Source organism: Sphingobacterium sp. LZ7M1 (assembly GCF_024296865.1).
GTDB lineage: Bacteria > Bacteroidota > Bacteroidia > Sphingobacteriales > Sphingobacteriaceae > Sphingobacterium.
The window spans coordinates 2,371,170-2,390,359 of sequence record NZ_CP101134.1; the positions used below are offsets into that span (position 1 = coordinate 2,371,170).

Annotated in this window: 16 protein-coding genes and 1 tRNA gene; 8 read left to right on the forward strand and 9 right to left on the reverse strand. The window is 40.0% G+C overall.

Going from position 1 to position 19,190, the window contains the following annotated elements; translation table 11 throughout:
• Positions 1 to 20 precede the first annotated feature (20 nt).
• From NMK93_RS10265 to NMK93_RS10280, 4 genes are all read left to right on the forward strand, one after another.
• Positions 21 to 2,465, forward strand: coding sequence for a ligase-associated DNA damage response DEXH box helicase (locus NMK93_RS10265; protein WP_254527119.1), 2,445 nt, complete (start codon positions 21 to 23; stop codon positions 2,463 to 2,465).
• Positions 2,458 to 3,108, forward strand: a complete 651-nt coding sequence (gene pdeM / locus NMK93_RS10270; RefSeq protein WP_254527122.1) for a ligase-associated DNA damage response endonuclease PdeM — start codon at positions 2,458 to 2,460, stop codon at positions 3,106 to 3,108. Before NMK93_RS10265 ends, pdeM begins: the two co-directional genes overlap by 8 nt.
• 105 nt (positions 3,109 to 3,213) lie before the next feature.
• A complete protein-coding gene (locus tag NMK93_RS10275; RefSeq protein WP_254527124.1) occupies positions 3,214 to 4,377 on the forward strand; it encodes a glycoside hydrolase family 130 protein in 1,164 nt (387 codons plus the stop codon).
• 21 nt (positions 4,378 to 4,398) lie between these two features.
• On the forward strand, positions 4,399 to 5,688 hold the full coding sequence (locus NMK93_RS10280) for a sugar porter family MFS transporter (protein WP_254527126.1): 1,290 nt from the start codon (positions 4,399 to 4,401) through the stop codon (positions 5,686 to 5,688).
• 52 nt (positions 5,689 to 5,740) lie between these two features.
• On the opposite strand, the gene NMK93_RS10285 is transcribed toward NMK93_RS10280, so the two are convergent.
• The 5 genes from NMK93_RS10285 to NMK93_RS10305 form a co-directional block, all read right to left on the reverse strand.
• On the reverse strand, positions 5,741 to 6,337 hold the full coding sequence (locus tag NMK93_RS10285) for a hypothetical protein (RefSeq protein ID WP_254527128.1): 597 nt from the start codon (positions 6,335 to 6,337) through the stop codon (positions 5,741 to 5,743).
• Positions 6,338 to 6,435: 98 nt separating this feature from the next.
• Positions 6,436 to 8,706, reverse strand: a complete 2,271-nt coding sequence (locus tag NMK93_RS10290; RefSeq protein ID WP_254527131.1) for a cation:proton antiporter — start codon at positions 8,704 to 8,706, stop codon at positions 6,436 to 6,438.
• A 147-nt stretch (positions 8,707 to 8,853) separates the two neighbouring features.
• Positions 8,854 to 9,576 (reverse strand): LytTR family DNA-binding domain-containing protein, encoded by a 723-nt coding sequence (locus tag NMK93_RS10295; RefSeq protein ID WP_254527132.1) that lies wholly within the window; start codon positions 9,574 to 9,576, stop codon positions 8,854 to 8,856.
• A complete protein-coding gene (locus NMK93_RS10300; protein WP_254527135.1) occupies positions 9,542 to 10,303 on the reverse strand; it encodes a histidine kinase in 762 nt (253 codons plus the stop codon). The genes NMK93_RS10295 and NMK93_RS10300 overlap by 35 nt, the downstream gene beginning before the upstream one ends.
• A gap of 83 nt (positions 10,304 to 10,386) precedes the next feature.
• Positions 10,387 to 10,731 (reverse strand): n-acetylglutamate synthase, encoded by a 345-nt coding sequence (locus NMK93_RS10305; protein ID WP_254527136.1) that lies wholly within the window; start codon positions 10,729 to 10,731, stop codon positions 10,387 to 10,389.
• 162 nt (positions 10,732 to 10,893) lie between these two features.
• Between NMK93_RS10305 and NMK93_RS10310 the strand changes: the two genes are divergently transcribed.
• Positions 10,894 to 11,250, forward strand: a complete 357-nt coding sequence (locus NMK93_RS10310; RefSeq protein WP_254527137.1) for a hypothetical protein — start codon at positions 10,894 to 10,896, stop codon at positions 11,248 to 11,250.
• Positions 11,251 to 11,299: 49 nt separating this feature from the next.
• Here NMK93_RS10310 and NMK93_RS10315 read toward each other — a convergent pair whose 3' ends face one another.
• Positions 11,300 to 12,073 (reverse strand): alpha/beta fold hydrolase, encoded by a 774-nt coding sequence (locus NMK93_RS10315; protein ID WP_254527138.1) that lies wholly within the window; start codon positions 12,071 to 12,073, stop codon positions 11,300 to 11,302.
• A 961-nt stretch (positions 12,074 to 13,034) separates the two neighbouring features.
• Positions 13,035 to 13,119: transfer RNA gene (locus NMK93_RS10320), tRNA-Ser, on the reverse strand.
• A gap of 192 nt (positions 13,120 to 13,311) precedes the next feature.
• Between NMK93_RS10320 and NMK93_RS10325 the strand changes: the two genes are divergently transcribed.
• The 3 genes from NMK93_RS10325 to NMK93_RS10335 all read left to right on the forward strand — a co-directional run bounded on the left by NMK93_RS10325 (position 13,312) and on the right by NMK93_RS10335 (position 15,410).
• The gene (locus NMK93_RS10325; protein ID WP_254527139.1) at positions 13,312 to 14,166 is read left to right on the forward strand and encodes a tetratricopeptide repeat protein; all 855 of its coding nucleotides are present in this window, start codon (positions 13,312 to 13,314) and stop codon (positions 14,164 to 14,166) included.
• Between the two features lie 24 nt (positions 14,167 to 14,190).
• Positions 14,191 to 14,721, forward strand: coding sequence for a YfiT family bacillithiol transferase (locus tag NMK93_RS10330; RefSeq protein WP_185216318.1), 531 nt, complete (start codon positions 14,191 to 14,193; stop codon positions 14,719 to 14,721).
• 71 nt (positions 14,722 to 14,792) lie between these two features.
• On the forward strand, positions 14,793 to 15,410 hold the full coding sequence (locus tag NMK93_RS10335; RefSeq protein ID WP_185216319.1) for a hypothetical protein: 618 nt from the start codon (positions 14,793 to 14,795) through the stop codon (positions 15,408 to 15,410).
• A 62-nt stretch (positions 15,411 to 15,472) separates the two neighbouring features.
• On the opposite strand, the gene bglX is transcribed toward NMK93_RS10335, so the two are convergent.
• Complete coding sequence (bglX, locus tag NMK93_RS10340) at positions 15,473 to 17,704, reverse strand: beta-glucosidase BglX (protein ID WP_254527671.1); 2,232 nt, start codon at positions 17,702 to 17,704, stop codon at positions 15,473 to 15,475.
• 112 nt (positions 17,705 to 17,816) lie between these two features.
• Positions 17,817 to 19,190 (reverse strand): glucoamylase family protein, encoded by a 1,374-nt coding sequence (locus tag NMK93_RS10345; protein WP_254527140.1) that lies wholly within the window; start codon positions 19,188 to 19,190, stop codon positions 17,817 to 17,819.

The following is a 19,190-nucleotide window of genomic DNA, read 5'->3' on the forward strand; positions in this document are numbered from 1 at the left end:
TTCTTATTTTCATTCTTTGGATGTCTACAGTGAAAAATGAATTTGCGGAAGTATGGTTCTTTAACCAGGGATGGAAGGCGCATGCCTTTCAGGAGCACTGTTGGGAGGCAATTTCCAATGGAGAATCTGGAATACTGAATGCGCCGACTGGCTATGGAAAGACCTTTGCGATCTGGTTTGGGATCATTGCTCAATACTATGCTAAAATGACAAATCCCAAAGCAAGCAAGAAAAAACACCTGCATGCCCTTTGGATTACCCCGTTGCGAGCGCTTTCCAAGGAAATCCATAAAGCGACCAATCAAGTTTCAACTGACTTGGACCTTGATTATCAGATTGAATTGCGGACAGGAGATACTTCCACCAGCATTCGCCAGAAACAGCGAAAAAACCCACCTCAAGCTTTAATTACGACGCCGGAGAGTGTGCATCTGATCCTTGCAACAAAAGGAGGACAGGAATATTTTAAGAATCTGGAGTTCATTGTAGTTGATGAATGGCATGAACTGTTGGGATCCAAGCGAGGTGTGTTAATTGAGCTTGCGCTAAGTCGCTTAAAGGCCATAAATCCTAACCTGAAGATTTGGGGTATATCGGCAACGATCGGTAACCTAGAGGAAGCAAAAGATATACTATTAGGTCCAGGAACCCTTGGAACTCTCATTAAGGCTGATATCCATAAAAAAATGGACATTCAGACGGTCTTTCCGGATAATCTGGAGAAATTTCCTTGGGCTGGCCATTTAGGGATTAAACTATTGGACAAGGTCGTCGATATTATCAATAATTACCAAACAACATTAATTTTCACCAATACAAGGTCGCAGGCCGAAATCTGGTACCAGCAGATTATTACCTATTATCCAGAATTTGCCGGACTGCTGGCCATCCACCATGGCTCATTAAGTGACGAGGTCCGCAATTGGGTAGAGGAGTCCCTGCATGAAGGAAAATTAAAGGCGGTAGTCTGTACGAGCAGCTTGGACCTAGGTGTTGATTTTAGGCCCGTGGACTGCGTAGTCCAAGTTGGATCGCCAAAAGGTATTGCCAGGTTCCTGCAAAGGGCAGGACGCTCGGGCCATAGGCCTGATGCTACCTCTATCATCTATTACGTGCCTACCAATTCCTTAGAGATCATTGAGGGAGATTCCTTGAAATTTGCCGTGAAGGAGAAAATCGTGGAAAGTCGGATTCCCTATTTAAGATCTTTTGATGTTTTGATCCAATATCTCATGACCTTGGCTGTAGGAGATGGATTTTATGCAGATGAAATCCTGCAAGAGGTAGCTCAAACCCATTGTTTTGAATCGATAACCCAAGAGGAATTTGACCAATGCATGTCCTTATTGATCCATGGGGGATCAACCCTTCAAGCGTATGATGATTTCCATCGCTTGGTTTTGGAAGAAGGGGTATACAAGGTGACTTCAAGAAAGTTGGCGATGCGACATCGATTGTCTATAGGTGCCATTGTATCAGATCTGATGATGCGGGTGAAATTCCTTTCTGGAAAATATTTGGGATCCATAGAGGAGTCCTTTATCTCAAAATTGAATATCGGCGATGTTTTTTGGTTTTCCGGTCGGCAGCTGGAGCTGGTTCAGATTATTGCAAATGATGCTATCGTGAAGGCATCTGAAAAGAAAAAAGGTGTGGTACCATCCTGGATGGGTGGGCGATTTGCCATTTCTACAGACCTTGGGATTGCTATTCGACATAGTTTTAAGAGTATCCATAAAACTGTAGGGATAAGTCCAGAAATAAAATTCTTGAAACCATTATTTAAAGAGCAGGAGCAACTCTCGGCCCTTCCGAAAGAAGATGAGCTCTTGGTCGAATATATACAGACCAAGTATGGCTTCCATCTCTTTTTCTATCCATTTGAAGGAAAGCTCGTCCATGAAGGAATGGCTCAGGTTGTGGCCTATCGATTGAGTCTGTTAAAACCTGCAACCTTCTCCATTGCGACAAATGAATATGGGATTGAGCTTCTTTCCGAAACAGATTATGAAATAGACACCCAACTGTTAAAGCAAATTTTCAGTCCACAGAACCTGCACAAGGACATCAATTCTGGAATCAATGTTCAGGAAATGGCAAGAAGGAGGTTTCGGGACATAGCTGGTATTGCAGGACTGATATTTCAGGGTTTTCCAGGAAAGCAGATGAAAAGCAAGCATTTGCAGGCGAATGCCGGGCTGTTTTTTTCTGTTTTTTCTGAATATGAGCCCTCCAATCTTCTGTTACGGGAGGCTTATGATGAAGTTTTTGATTTTCAATTGGAGGAAGGGAGAATGCAGCTTGCCTTTGAACGAATCTCGAAACATAAGATTATTTTTAGTAGACCTTCTAAATTAACTCCCTTTGCGTTCCCTATATTTGCAGAATCTTTTCGAGAGCGCTATTCCAATGAAGATTGGCAAAGTCGATTGGAAAAGCTGAAAAATCAACTATTAGATGGCTAAACGCTTAGAGTTAAATGGATTGGAAATTTATCTGTTACCCCAAAAGGTGATGTATATTCCCAAATATTTTATGTTGATCATCTCCGATTGGCACCTCGGTAAATTAGCCCATTTTCGCAAGGAAGGTCTTTTTGTTCCAGCACCAAACATTGATGAAGAGCTGGAAAGGATGAACCTATTGATTGATGACCTTGATATCAAGGAAATCGTTTTCTTAGGGGATCTTTTCCATTCCGAATGGAATTCCGATTGGGAAAAATTAAAATCCCATATAAACAGCATCAGTAAATACTCGATCCAATTTACCCTGACCAAAGGGAACCATGATATCTTGAAGGAAAAGCATTTTCAAGATATGAACATGAAGATCAAGGATGAAGTATTATTAGCTGAAGGAGTGATTCTCTCCCATGAGCCCATAATTGGCTTACCAGATTACATGTTCAATATAGTAGGGCATATTCATCCAGGCTGTCTTATCGAAGCAGGAGGAAGGCAATCTTTTCGACTGCCATGCTTTTTTATTCAGGATAAAGTGCTCACGATGCCGGCATTTGGAAAATACACAGGTTTGCACCTGGTGAAGAAAGATAGAAACAACAAGATTTTCGTCATTGTAAACGATTCTGTACTTGAGCTTTAATAAACAATTGCTATTGTAGAAATAATTTTTAGTCTTATATTAGATATATCAAATTGCTAAAGCGGTTTACTGATTTGATTTATTAACCTAATTAATCTGAAAAGCATGTCCAATAGATTGTTTTCCATTGCTCTATTGTTTCTTTTTGTCAGCTGCATATCGACCAAACCAGATGCGGCGATAACCAAGGATATTGTCTGGACCTTAGGCGGATTTGAACGGCCCAATGCTGTCAATCCCATTATCCTTCCTGATTCCACTTCTATTTTTATGGATCCGATGAGTGACTCCTTGGTCCGTTGGGAGGAAAATGACACTTTTAACCCTGGCGCTGTCGTGAAAGATGGTAAAGTATATGTTCTGTACCGTGCTGAGGATAAATTTGGTATTGGGATCGGTTTTAGGACTTCCAGATTGGGATTAGCGGAGAGTAATGATGGCATCCACTTTAAGAGACGCAAAGAACCTGTCTTATTTCCGAATAAGGACAGCCAACGCGAATATGAATGGCCAGGAGGTTTGGAAGATCCGCGATTGGCCGTTACAGAAGATGGCACTTATGTCGTGTTCTATACACAGTGGAACAGGAAAATGCCGCGCTTAGGAGTTGCAACTTCCAAAGATTTGATCACTTGGCAAAAGCATGGACCAATATTCAAGAATGCCAAATACCAAAAGGTCTATCAGGAGCCTCATAAATCAGCCTCGATTGTGACCACCCTAAAGGATGACAGATTGGTCATAAGTAAAGTAAATGGCAAATATTTTATGTATTGGGGAGAGCATGGCGTATCTGGAGCAACTTCCACAGACCTGATCAATTGGGAACCAGTATTGGATGAAGAGGGACACCTAGCGAAATTTATTTCTCCTCGTGAAGGGTATTTTGATTCAGCCCTGACCGAATGCGGGCCTCCAGCTGTCCTAACCGATAAGGGTATTTTACTATTGTATAATGGTAAGAACCATGATAAAAAAGAATTAGCAGATCCAAGATTTAATATTGGCACTTACAGTGCAGGGCAGGTGTTATTTTCCAATACCGATCCTACGCATGTCATCCAACGTATGGATGTCCCTTTCCTGAGACCTATGGAAGAATTTGAGAAATCAGGTCAATATAAGGATGGGACAGTATTTATTCAAGGATTGACCTATTTTAAGAATAAATGGTATCTCTATTATGGCTGTGCGGATTCTAGAGTGGCAGTTGCCGTCTATGATCCCACAAAATTAACTGATTTTGATCCAGTACCCGAAAGTAAATAACCACTGAAAACACCTAAACCTATGAGTAAAATTTGGAAATATGTATTTATCGCCTCTTTAGGAGGATTCCTATTCGGTTTTGAGACTGCTGTCATTTCGGGAGCCGAAAAGATCATACAGGAATTGTGGCATCTTAATTCTTTTTGGCATGGATTTACAGTTTCGATATCCTTGATCGGAACCATCTTTGGAGCCATCGCTGCTGCAAAACCTGCCCAAAAATACGGGAGGAAAAGAGTGCTACAGGTGGTTGCCGTAATGTACCTATTTTCGGCAATAGGCTGTGGACTATCTTTTAACTGGTATATGTTTTTATTCTTCAGGTTCTTGGGTGGATTATCTGTTGGGGTAAGTTCCGTAGTCGGTCCTCTGTATATATCAGAAATAGCACCTGCCAAACTAAGAGGAAGAATGACTGGTATGTTCCAGATTATGATTGTCAGCGGTATCTTTATCGCTTTCCTGACGAATTATTTATTTGCAAATTTCGGAGACGATGCTTGGCGATACATGTTAGGAATCATGGCCATACCTTCATTAGCTTTTCTATTATTGCTCAATACCATTCCGTTTTCTCCACGTTGGCTAGCATTGAATAATAGAAAAGAAGAGGCCAAGAAAGTATTTGATGACTTAGGCCAAACCTATGAGGAAACGCTCAATACAGAAAATGCAAGTTCAGAAAAAGTTCCATTGTTCCAGGCGAAATATAGGAAACCGATCATTTACGCGGTCCTATTGGCGGTTTTTAACCAATTCACTGGGATCAATGCCATTCTGTACTATGCGCCACGAATATTTGAAATGGCAGGGTTCAGTAGGGATCTGGCCTTTCTACAACCTATTTTCATAGGAGGTACCAACCTGTTGTTTACCCTGATCGGGATGAGCATTATCGATAAATATGGTCGAAAGAAACTCTTGTTAAGTGGGGCAGTGGGGATGTTTATATTTTTAGTATTGACCGCATTTGGCTTGAAAGGTGGAGCTTCGGAGTTTCTGTTATTCTATATCATAGGTTTTATTGCATCATTTGCACTATCTCAGGGAGCCGTTATTTGGGTCTTTATTTCTGAAATTTTCCCGAATGCCGTTCGAGCTCAAGGCACTTCCTTAGGAAGTACCACGCATTGGGTAATGGCTGCGTTAATTTCTTGGGTTTTCCCGATCGTGGTCGAAAATTTTGCCTCTGGTGGTTTCTATATCTTTTTGTTCTATGCCATCATGGTGGTAGTATCCTTCTTCTTTGTGATGCGAATGCCAGAGACCAAAGGAAAGTCTCTAGAACAGATTCAAGAAGAATTAAAATAAATATAATGGGTTACAAGAAATTGTAGCCCATTTAAGTTTGGAGCATATATTATCAATAATCTCCAGTTTGCATATAATTTTTGCTAGCTTCAATATCATTGCGGATATGTTTTATTTTCCTGTTTTCATAATAATTTACATACTCCTCACGGCTCTTGAATTTTGCATCAGGATTTTGCTCGTATGAAGAAATAGTTGCCAATATATCCTTGTTCAATGGATTGGCATTTTGGGAATCTTTCAAGTATGCTTTCATTTCTTCCCTGTCATGACCGAAGATTAATTCAACATCCAAATGGAATACATTTCCATAGGCAAATTTGGCTAGGAAAAGCTGGTAGACATCCTCATTGTCCATGTACTTGTACAATAAGTAGGCGATGACATCTAAGGCATAATATGGAATTTCGAGTTCCTGACCTTTGATCTCCTCATCCAAAATCCATTTAATAAGTGGTTTATCAGCAGCGGTATTGTCATTAAACAGTTCTAAGATCAACATGGCTCTATCCCAAGCATGAGGATCATAGGTCCATTTTTTGTCAGGGGTAGGCTGTGCATCCAACTTAAATCGATCCAGTTTGGATATATCTTGATTAACCCTAAATTCTTTTATTGTTGCCCTTAATTCTTGATTTTGTTCTTCCATTTGGAGATAGCGTGATTTCTTTCAAATTATAAAAAATTGATTAAAGAATAAAATCTACTGATTATCTTCAGCAAGAATATTAATTTAAATATGCGTTATTACTTCTTTATTACCATTACGGAAGTCATTTCAGATTGCCATATCTTATTGCTTTCGATCAATTCGCGCCAGCTTTCGGCACTGATCAATAATAGATCATGATCCTTGAATAATTGCGCATCTATATCCATTGCTTCGAATTTGCTAATATGGTTAGGTGCCTTCAAAGCAATGGCGCGAACCATTTCTGATGCCTTTTTATCCTCTTGAAGGATATGATGCACATCGATCAGAGTTACCTGTGATTGGGAATTATGAATGAATTTTTGGATATAGGGCAATAGCTCCAAATCCTCCTTTGTATAGATAGGAAGCAATATCTTGTCCAGTTTCTTCAAACCCTTATCCATGAAAATCCCAACAGGTACCTTCGTTTTGTGCATGATCTGAATGGTACTATCAGAAAATGAGGAGGTATTAAACGGACTTTCCTTCTCCTTAGCCCTATAGATCAAGGTTTCAGGATTAATGATCCGTGTCGTTACCCCCAAGATTTTGCCTAGGAAAGTACCATCGTATATGGACTGTCCAATACCAATCAAAAGAAGGTCATAATCGCCATCATTGGCAATTTCTGCGACGTCAGCTTCTAGGTTACTGGAAGCCTTGAACAAGGTGCTGATTTTTTGCTCCAAGAACTTGGACTCCTTGACTATGGGTTCAAAGGTTTCGAACTCATATAAATCTGAGTTTAAATATGTGAGGTCACTCGTTGGGGTCAGGTGCATTGCGGTAATGGATGAACTTTGGTTCAATTGCTTGACCATTCCATTTGCCAATCTTAAAAGGGATGGACTTGTTTCGGGATTGCCAAAAGAAATCAAGATATTATACTTGCCTTTTCGGCTGATTTCTTCTGGAACGACATCCTCCGTAGATTTTAAAATCTTATTGAATAGATCGATTGCTGGTCCGGTCATAAAGGTGGTGACCAGAGCCATAATAACCATCATGGCGAATATTTCAGCATTCAATACCCCTAGATCAAATCCAATATTCAGTACGATCAATTCCATCAAGCCACGGGTGTTCATCAATGCACCTATGGTCAGACTATCTTTCCAATTTTGCCCCATAAACTTGGCAGCTAGGGAACTCCCTACAAATTTACCGACAACAGCGACCAGAATAATCCAACCGGTAACTTTCCATAAATATGGTTCGTTTAACAAGCCGATTTCTGTCCTTAAACCTGTAAAAACAAAGAATAAAGGCAAGAGCAGGACCAAGGCTACATCTTCTACCTTTTCAATGAAGATATTCCTGAACCTAGAATTTTCGGGCATGATGGCACCTGCCATAAATGCGCCGAACAAAGCATGGATTCCAATAACCTCGGTAAGGTAAGAGGAGACCAAGAGGGTCAAGAAGAAAATGGCAACAATGGATTTATTAAGGTTTTCTCGCGTAGAGTGGAGCTCGCCAATGCGTTTAAGGAATGGACGCACCACTTTGATCATCAATAAAACGTAAGCAACCGCCAAAGCGATCACATATAGGGAACTGACAAATGAACCTGCCTTTACTATGGCAATTACAGCTGCCAAGAGACACCATGCAGTGATATCATCGGCAGCAGCACAGGTGATGGCAATGGTGCCGACCTTGGTTTTCTGCATGTGGCGTTCCTGAACAATCCTAGCTAGGACTGGGAATGCAGTAATACTCATGGAGATCCCGATAAATAAAGCGAAAGATGAGAATGCGATTCCCTCTGGAGCAAAACTTTGGTAGATGAAATAAGCCAAGCCGACACCCAATGCAAAGGGTAAAATAATACTAGCATGACTGATAACAATGGCATCATGAGCTTTCTTCTGCAAGACTTTTAGGTCCAGCTCCATTCCTATGACAAACATAAACAGGATCAATCCGATCTGGCTCAAGAACTGCAGGTTGCCAAAAGAGGCTTCTGGAAATAGGGCAGCAGAGAAATCGGGGAAATACATGCCCAAAAAGGATGGCCCCAAGACTATACCGGCAATGATTTCTCCGATTACAGAAGGCTGACCTATTTTTTTAAAGAGCCAACCAAATAATCTAGCAACCAATATGATTACGATGATCTGTACCAATAAAATTGCCAATGGATGCTGTAAATTATGCAACATGGAACTTAGGAACTCTTCCCAATTGGAAAGGTTGGATCCCATGTTTTCAACATGACGACCTTCTTCCATAAAAGCACCATGGTTGATGATCCAATAAATCAATAATGAAAATCCACCAATGATAACAATATAAAAGAAGCTGCTTTTTAAGTTCTTCATACAATAATTCCTTCTTCAATTTTTGTTTTGGCGTCAGTTTCTGCGCAGTCTGACGGGATGAAAATAGAAATTAATAAACTTAAAAACCCTGCTTATTGGGCCATTAAGCAGAAATATGTAATGAAAGGGGGCTTTTATGTAGCGAAACTATAAACTGACCTTTTGGATGAAAGCGGTTTTATAGATTTCACTCAGATTAAAGGTTAGGGGAGCATCGCTTCCAATACTAAAATTGGTCTTGATTTCATCATGCGAGAAGGAACTGATGATATTCATGGAAATGATTTCCTTTTTATTGATCCTACAAAACTGCATTTCAGGGAGAATCTCCAATAATTTATCGAAGGAGATGTTTTTCAGGGTTACCTCTTTCTGATCCACAAGCCGAACGATTTTATCGCGGCTATCAAGGGATGAAGTTTGAATATAAGCAATCTGGTCAAAATAGAGCAGGTATTTGCCTTGATCAGTATTTAATTGGACGAAGTTTTTTTCTTCAATCGGTTTTCTACCACGAATGCTCAATAGTTTTTGGATAGCTTGCTTTAATCGCTCAATTTTGAGCGGCTTTCGGATATAATCGACGGCTTGGAGGTCAAATGCATCAGCAGCATATTCAGCATAGGCCGTGATAAAGATTATAGGCTTTCCTCGTAATTGTTCAGCTAGTTCGAGACCGTTTAAGCCAGGCATATCGATATCTGAAATCAATAGGTCAAAATCCAATGTAGGAAATTCTGCCAATAAATCTTGAGGGGAATTAAAGGATTTGACGACTTCCAGGTCAGGAATCTGCTGGCACAGTAATTTCAAATATTGTAGGCTTGGCAGCTCATCATCGAGCAGCAAGCACCTTAGCTTTGTAATCAAGTAGATTTATTTTTAAATGGGCAATGTAGACATCGCCCTCAATGAACTTATCGAGTTTGTAATTGTCCTTGTAGACGATATTCAAGCGTTGTTCCAGCATTTTGGAACCATAACCATCCTTGTCCTTCTGAATAGGCTCTTTCTTGGATATTTTATTGGCAACGGTCAAGGAGAATACATTATCCTTGAATTCAAAAGTAACCGAGATAAAGGCATTTGGGCTTTGGATATCGGCATGCTTGAAGGCATTCTCAATCAAATCTGTGCTCAACATAGGAACCATCAGTTTTTGGTTCAATAGAGGTTCATTCTCTCGAACCTTTTGTTTCACCTTTAAATCGAATAAGGGACTCAATTTTATCTTATTGATTTCAATCAAGCTCATTGCAAAGGATATCTCCTGCTGAGGTGTGACAAACTTTTTGCTGCTTTCATATAAGATATAATCCAGCACATTGGAAAGCGAATCTAAGGAGTGGAAAGTCTGATAGGCATGGGACTGGATGGAGTTCAATACATTCTTAAACAGGTGCGGATTAAGCTTGTAATCGATATCTTTCAATTGGTGGCTATGTAATTCTCCTTCGATCTTATTAAGCTTATTTGCAAGAGAATTGACCTGTTTTTGGCTCCTGTACAAATAGATCAATAAAAGGATAATGACGAGCAAGAGCGCCACCAACAAGATGGTTGTAAAGGTATTGAATTGTATTTGTACCAGTAACATATGGGTTTAAATATACTGGATTTAGAATGGTATCCAAAAAATTCAATAGAATGCGCAGGAATGATTTAAGCTTTCAGTTCCAATTATACCTCTTCTACGATAGATTTTCCCTTTGAAAAATCACCGGAGGTCCATTCCCAGCTTTCGTGTAGCCTGACTTTGCCATTGCTTAAGATTTCGGGGATTGATTCGCATTTTCCACACATCAATTCGTCAGCAACATTTACCTGATGGTAGGTCATGTCTATAGTTCCGTATTCGCTCACAAGACCCAATAAATGGCCATATTTAATATTGCCACCTTGGTATTCTGCAAAAACTACATTACCGATTTGTTTGTAATGAAATATTGTTTCAGAAGAAGTTTCGCCGTTTTGAGAATTGCTGACGGTGTGGAAAGTTTTGTTATGATAGTTTACCATTAACATAATAGAAATAATTTTTTAATAAATTTATTTCATTAATCTTTAAAATCATAGTTCTTCCAAAGAAAAATTTCGGAATATATTATTCGGAAGGTCAAATCCACTAACCCTATATTGGCATTAATCTTGATGATTGGAGGGCTGATCAAGATAATTTAAGAAAATATGAGAAAGTTGGTTTTTGGTTTGATAATGGTTTCAATTGGATTTACGTCTTGTGTAAAGGATGATTTTAATGTTGATGAGGAAATCGCCATTATTGGAACGGAATGGAAGGGAAAAGGTAAATTGGATGCAGATTCAGATTCTGTTGATCTGGAACTAAGCTTTTTAAAAGATGGTATGCTCAAGGCAATATATGATACAACCAAGTGGGAGGGAACCTATAATTTCAATTTGGAATCGAATGAAGGTATTATCATTGACACTGCAGACAGGCAAATACCATTTAACATTAAGGTCGATACACTAAGGTTTTTTAGTTTGGAGGGAGATACCATCCGGTTACAAAAGGTTAAATGATATCTACATATACACAAATCTGAGTTAAAGATTAATTCAGCTTTTGTATTTAATTCAGGAACCTTTCAATCAAAGGAACTGGAAGGTCCTCTTCCTTGAAATCTGGGCCGATCGTCGTAATCTCTCCAAAGTATGCGCCATGGCCCCTAGGGAGGATAACCAGTTGACTATTTGGAATCAACTTGTTTAATTCTATTCCATGTTCCGTCAGTATTACATCCTGTTCAGCTAAGATAATCAAAGCTGGAGCAACGATGGATTGAAGGTCATGATCAGAGATATCCTTGAAATTAACCATTCTTGCCGCATCCCTGTCATGCATGTTTTTTAATCCTTCTTCGGAGGGATTTACTTTTAGAAATGCCTCTTTTAGTTGCGAAGGCATATTCTCTAAGCTGGCATTCTTCATAAATTCCCAAAAGCCATCTGCTACGCCATTACGTTTTGCTAAAGGTGACCCTAAAACAAGTTTGTTCACTATTTCCGGATGATGTATGGCTAATTGAAGAGCTGTTGTGGCTCCATTACTAAACCCCAGAATATCTGTTTTTTTGATTTTTAGGTGGTCCATTAGCTGGGCGATATCATCGGCGTCTTGGTTAAAAGATGAAGGCGAGTTTCTGTCGGAGGTTCTACCATGGGCTTGGGATTCTACGGCTATGATGTGATGGGTTTTTGCTAAAAGTGGGATGATTCTTTCAAAACTGCTTTGGATGGTAGATCCGCCACCATGTAGCATGATTAATGGGGAGCCCTTGCCATATATTTCGTAGTAGATTTGGATTCCGTTGATGGGGGTGGTATTGGAAATTGTGGGTTGCATGGTGAAGTGGGTTTGTGATAAGATAAATTTAAGAAATGGGAGGGAAAGGTGGGTGGTTTTTTTTATTTAATGAAATATTACGAACATCATTATAAAACTATTAGTATACTTCTGATTCTGAACGACAAGTGAGGAATCTGTATGGTTTTACTCCCAAAGACTTTGTCATCCTTAACCGAAGGTTAAGGAACTGTACGCTAGTAAAAACCATAATTTTTTTGATTTTGAAGTTTTACAGGATGAGATACTTCGGAACAACCTCAGTATTTTATCAATTTTTTGAAACTTCACAAACACCATCTTTCACTCACAGCACCCGTGAGGGATTTGTTCAGCCCCGCATACCCCCAACGCAAACCCTGAACCCCCTTCGGGTCGAACCCCGGCCATCACAAGGTTCGATCCCTCACTCACGCAAAAAAGCCTTCATCTTTTCGATGAAGGCTTTTTTGTATATCGTTTTCCAGGAACATTTTCGACCAGCATCCGTGAGGGATTGGTTCAGCCCCACATACCCCCAACGCAAACCCTGAACCCCCTTCGGGTCGAACCCCGGCCATCACAAGGTTCGATCCCTCACTCACGCAAAAAAGCCTTCATCTTTTCGATGAAGGCTTTTTGTATATCGTTTTCCAGGAACATTTTCGACCAGCACCCGTGAGGGATTGGTTCAGCCCCGCATGCCCCCAGCGCAAACCCTGAACCCCCTTCGGGTCGAACCCAGGCCAACACAAGGTTCGATCCCTCACTCACGCAAAAAAGCCTTCATCTTTTCGATGAAGGCTTTTTGTATATCGTTGTTCAGGAACATTTTCGACCAGCACCCGTGAGGGATTGGTTCAGTCCCACATACCCCCAACGCAAACCCTGAACCCCCTGCGGGTCGAACCCCGGCCATCACAAGGTTCGATCCCTCACTCACGCAAAAAAGCCTTCATCTTTTCGATGAAGGCTTTTTGTGCGGAGAGTGAGGGATTCGAACCCCCGAACCTGTGACAGTTAACGGTTTTCAAGACCGCCGCATTCGACCACTCTGCCAACTCTCCGCGACAAAAGTAGAAATTTTTGTACGCTCTCCAAAACTTAATTATTATTAGCCTGAAAATGAGCCTGATTATTTTTTATTCAACGAAAAAAATTGCAATTAACCATATATTTTCAGTTAAATACCCTTAAAATACATCCCAACTTTTAGTTTTTACCGTTTATTTCCCGATTTTAGCATAAAGTCATACGACATGAAAAAAATTCTTATCCTTTTTATTTCTTTGATACAATTTGCCTTTGCTCAAAAGTCCTCTCTGACTTTTGAAACCAAGTTTTATGATGCCGAGGACAGGTGGGTAATCTTTGATAAAAAGGAGAATCAGAATACCTATGCATTAGGATTTGTCTATTTGGACTCTGAGGCTGGTTATACCTTTAGCTATCAGGGCGAATTGGAATATAAAAACAGTGAATTCCATAAAGTACCTAGATTGGACACAAGCAGTAATATAATCATGAGGCTTGATCGCAACTCTTTTAATGTGAAGGTCCTAACTGATGAACAAGTGACAAAACTAGGCTTAGCAAATCCACCAGAATGGCTCCAAAATTATAAACAGAATGCTGATTTTATTGAGACACGCGTCCATAGAGCATCCATGATGAATGGTGCTGGTGCGAGTATCAAAGCTTTGCCAATCCTGCAAAAGGCCTATCAGGAAGATCCACATTATCCGGGATTAGAATTTGAACTTGGATATGCCTATAATGCTACTGGAAGCTTTTATAAGGCTGTAATCGTATTAAATAAGGCGATTGAAAATGATCCAAGTAACTTTTGGTATTACCGTGAACTTGGATTTTCCCTAAAGCATCTCAATAACTTACCTGAAGCCGAAAAGGTTTATAGAAAAGGAATAGAACTCGCTTCTGATAAAAACCAAGTCGCTGAAATGGCCATTAATATGGCTCAGAGTTACTTTCATGCCAAGGATAAAGCTAAATTTGATGAGTGGAAAAGCATTGTAGTACAGCATGCTGAACCTGAATCGCAATATCGTCAATACATTAATTACTTCGAGGAAAATTGGCATAAATCCAATTAAATTGAGGAATAAAAGCCTAATGAAATGCTAAAAGATCAACTTGAAAAGCTGAGGTACCCAATCGGTAAGTTCAGTCAACCTGAAAATATTAGTAAAGAAACCATTGAAAGCTGGATCAATACCATAGCTAAGTTTCCTGAATACCTAAAAAATGAAGTACAGAAGCTTCAGGAAAAAGATTTAGAATTGACGTATAGGGAAGGAGGTTGGACTATCAGACAATTGGTTCATCATTGCGCCGATAGCCATATGAATAGTTTTATTCGTTTTAAACTGGCACTCACGGAAGATACACCGATAATAAAACCTTATAAAGAAGACAGATGGGCTTGCCTTGCAGATAGTTTGCAACCTATTGAAAGTTCAATAAAGATATTGGAGGGTCTACATCAACGCTGGGCGACACTACTGGAAAGTCTTTCGGAAGAGGATTTGAAAAAGCAATTTATTAATCCTGAAAGCAAGAAGACAATCAGTATTGAAACTGCCATTGGAATCTATGCTTGGCACTGTAATCATCATCTTACCCATGTCATAAATGCTAAAAAACCCTAGATAACCGGTAAATCGCTATTATTAGAACAATAAAATCCTTAGATTTAAGTATATCAATAATAAATTCACACATGGAACAAATAACACCTTTCAATAGTGCCAGTCAAGCCATCGATGCCTTGGACAATGGTGGTCAATTTTATAATATTTTCACAAAAGCAGATGATGATCTCATCTCACAGTCAGAGGTTTCCAAGGTTGCTGGGGCGGTCCTTCAAAAACAAAAGGCAGTCCTGTTCCTGAATTTAGCAATGAAAAACCTTTCCCCTAGGGAACAACAGGAAATTGAAGGTAGGTTTGATGATAATCTTTCTGATAGTTTCCAGAAGTATACTCCTCAAGTAATAAACTCACATGGGGAATTGGAATCCTTGGATGCTGGGACTGCTGTTATAATTACTGGGGTACCGAGAAAAATCGAAGGAGAAGGAGTTATTTCTGGTTATATCTCGATTCCAGTAATTGATGTATTTACCCTGATACCAATCAGTGAAACCTATATCGTCTATGAAATAAAAGATGAGCTTTCTGGTCAATCGGTTCTGGTAGCACATGATAAGGATGCAGGACTATTGGCAGAAGCAAAATTGAATATTGCTGGAGTAATCAAACAATTTCAATTGGCCCAGGATGACGAAAGCGAATTCCAGAAGTTTATTGAAGTAGACTTTTACAGCGAAGCAAAATAAAGAAGAGCGACCAATTATGGTCGCTCTTACTCATTGTTTTAACTATTATTATGCAAGTTCTTCTAGTCCATTAATTCAAATTCAGCTTCCTGAACATCTCTTGAATTGGTGCCCACATAGACCTTGAATTTTCCAGGCTCTGATACAAATTCTAACTGTTGATTATAGAATCGAAGATCTTCTTCTTCAATAATGAATTCAACTTCTTTTGATTTGCCTTTTTCTATAAAGATTTTTTGGAAGCCTTTTAATTCCTTAACAGGTCTTGTTTGGGAGCCTACTAAGTCTTGAAGGTACAACTGAACGACTTCCTCGCCATCAAAATTACCGTTATTCTTCACTGTAACCGAAACTTTTAGTTTATCTGATTTATGGATGCTTGATTTATCCAGTTTTACAGCCGCATATTCAAATTTCGTATAGCTCAATCCGTATCCAAAAGGATATAAAGGTTCATTGCTCACATCTAGGTAATTAGACCTAAACTTCTGAAACCAGGCATCTTTAGCCAAAGGCCTTCCAGTATTCTTTTGACTGTAGTACATAGGCACTTGACCAACGTTCTGAGGAAAGGTTGCAGGAAGTTTTCCTGAAGGATTTACATCTCCAAAAAGCACATCAGCTACAGCTTTTCCGGTTTCAGTACCACCAAACCATACATTTAAGATTGCTGGGACATTCTTACTTTCCCAGGAAAGCGTCATAGGTCTTCCTGCGAATAACACCAATACCACTGGCTTTCCAGTTTTCACTAAAGCTTCTAACAAGCGCTTTTGGCTTTCAGGAATATTGAGGTCAGTACGGCTTGAGCTTTCACCGCTCATTTCTGAACTTTCACCCAAAGCAGCAACGATTACATCAGCTTCCTGAGAAACCTGGATGGCTGAAGCAATGATTTCCTCTGGATTACGGTCATCTCTCGGAATGGTACGACCAAACATTGTAGAACGTTCCTGTAAGGCAGCATCATCGGTAAGATTGGCGCCTAAATGAGTTACAATTTTTACTTTATCACCCAAAACAGATTGCATGCCTTCCACTAAAGACTGGGTGTTTTTCAGATCAGCACTGACGCTCCATGTTCCTGGCATATTTGCTCCAGTATTAGCCAATGGTCCAATGACAGCAACCGTTCCCTGTTTTTTCAAAGGCAAAGTATTGCTTTCATTTTTCAGGAGCACGAAGGATTTTCCTGCTGCTTCTCTAGCCAGTTTCAGGTGCTCCGGAGTCAGGATTTCTTTCTTCGCACGATCTTCACTACAATATTTAAACGGATCTTCAAATAATCCTAATCTATATTTTGCCTCCAAAACAAAACGACAGGCCCTATTGATATCATCCTCTGAAACTTTACCTTCATCCAATGATTTTTTTAGGGTAGTCAAAAATCCTTCACCGACCATATCCATATCCACTCCAGCTTTCAAGGATAATTCGGAAACTTTCTGAAGATCCCCTAAGCCATGGTCGATCAATTCATTGACTGCCGTATAATCCGTTACAACAAGCCCATTAAATTTCCAGTCTTTACGCAAAAGATCGGTCAACAACCAATGGTTTGCACTTGCCGGAACTCCGTTGATATCGTTAAATGAAGTCATTACGGACATCGCACCTGCATCCAAAGCCGCCTTATAAGGAGGTAGATATTCATTGTACATCCTATGCAAGCTCATATCTGTGGTATTATAATCTCTACCAGATTCAGCAGCTCCATAGAGCGCAAAATGCTTTACGCAAGCCATTAGTGTATTGTTCTTGCTCAGATCATCACCTTGATAGCCAACGACCATCTCTCTGGCAATCCGAGAGCTTAAGTAGGTGTCTTCTCCGCTTCCTTCGGAGATTCTTCCCCAACGGGCATCTCTCGAAATATCGACCATTGGTGAGAAGGTCCAGTTCAACCCATCGGCTGAAGCCTCAACAGCAGCTACACGCGCCGTTTTTTGGATTAATGGCATATCCCAGGTTGCCGCTAATCCCAATGGGATCGGGAAAATGGTTTTATAACCATGGATAACATCCATTCCGAATATTATGGGAATCTTTAAACGAGATTGATTTACTGCCAATTCCTGGGCTTTACGGATTCGAGCAGGAGAGGTCATACTAAATATTCCCCCGATATTTCCAGCTTTAATCTTAGATTCCACATCCGTAGATACTACAGAACCAGTCGTAGCTTCACCAGCGGTAACCAGGTTCAATTGCCCAATTTTCTCTTCTATGGTCATTTTGTTCATCAGGCCATCGATGAAAGAATCCATCTTTTGATCCTGTTGGGCAAATAACATATTGGAACTAAGGATTAGTCCGCAACAGAGTATATTCTTAAAAAATTTCATTGCAAATTGATTCATAAAAACTCAGCCCATGAAGGGCTGAGCATTCATTACTAACCACTTATTATTTCAAATTTGGACTTTGAAATCCTAACTTTTTCAATCCTGACTGAATCTCTGGAGCTTGCATAAACAGATTCCAGATCAGACCAGAACGGTAATTTTCCATCATGACCACGATAGGACCTTGGTCGATGGCTAAGTATCGCTGCGGAAACCAATTTTCAGTTTCACTATAAGCATCATAAAAACCATATTTTCCCCATACCTTATCACCTAAATTATTGAACAGGTACCTCGCAAATGCTAAACTTTCTTTTGGGGTATAAGGGGTAGAGGACAAGGCGGCAGTCGGACTGATCACTGACTTATCGTTGTCAGGATGATGGGCATCATATCCTTTGATGGAGTATGAAGCGGTCCATCCCCAACCTTTATCAGCACCATATCCTTTATAATGATTAGGATTTTCTTCAGCATAGGCGATATTGATCTTAGCATGGTTCACGACTACTTCACCATAATCAACATACTGATCCTTTAACCCCGTTGGATTTAATCCTAAAAAGGAGTAATGGGCCCAGAATAAAGGTCCTACCTGACCTTCTTTTGCATTATGCTTCATACCTATTGGAATATCAAATTTTTTAAGGTCCGACTTAATTTTTCCATCTCTTGCCCAACCTTGGTTGTACACCGCGGTATCAATGGCATGTGTAGGAGAGGAAGCCGCCAATACATAGGTTACCAGACATTCATCATATCCTTGGATAGGATGATTCATTCCGAAATCGTGGGTCGGACTCCAATGCCATAACAGGACATTCTTGCCATTGGTATAATGGTTCCAGTCGATTTCTTTCCATAGCTCATCAGCTTTGTTGGCAATGGTTTTCTGGGTATCAGATCCATTCTTCAAATATTCTCTCACAACGATCAGTGATTGTGCTAGAAATGCCGTTTCCACCAAATCACCACCATTATCCTTTTCGCTGAAAGCTTTAACTTTTCCGGTATCTCCATGGTACCAATGTGACCAAGCTCCCTTGAATCTTGGGATTTTCCCCAAGTAATCCATGATATGGTTTAGGCGATCTTCTCCTTCTTTCTTGGAAATATAGCCACGCTCCATTCCAACGATCAATCCCATAATGCCAAATCCACTTCCACCGATGGTAACGACATTTTCATCGTTCTCAGGATAGACCCCATCGATATGGATTCTTTCTCTAGCCATTCCTGAATTAGGTTCAGCACCTTCCCAGAAATATTGGAAAGTTTGCTGCTGAATCTTGTTCATCAGGGAATCGTTTGAATGGGCAACACTATCTACAGATTGGCTTGTTTCTTTCTTGTTATCCGTTTTCTGTACGTTTTGACAAGATTGAATCCCTGCAGCTGCTAATAATAACCCGATTGTAATTGCTCGTATCTTCAT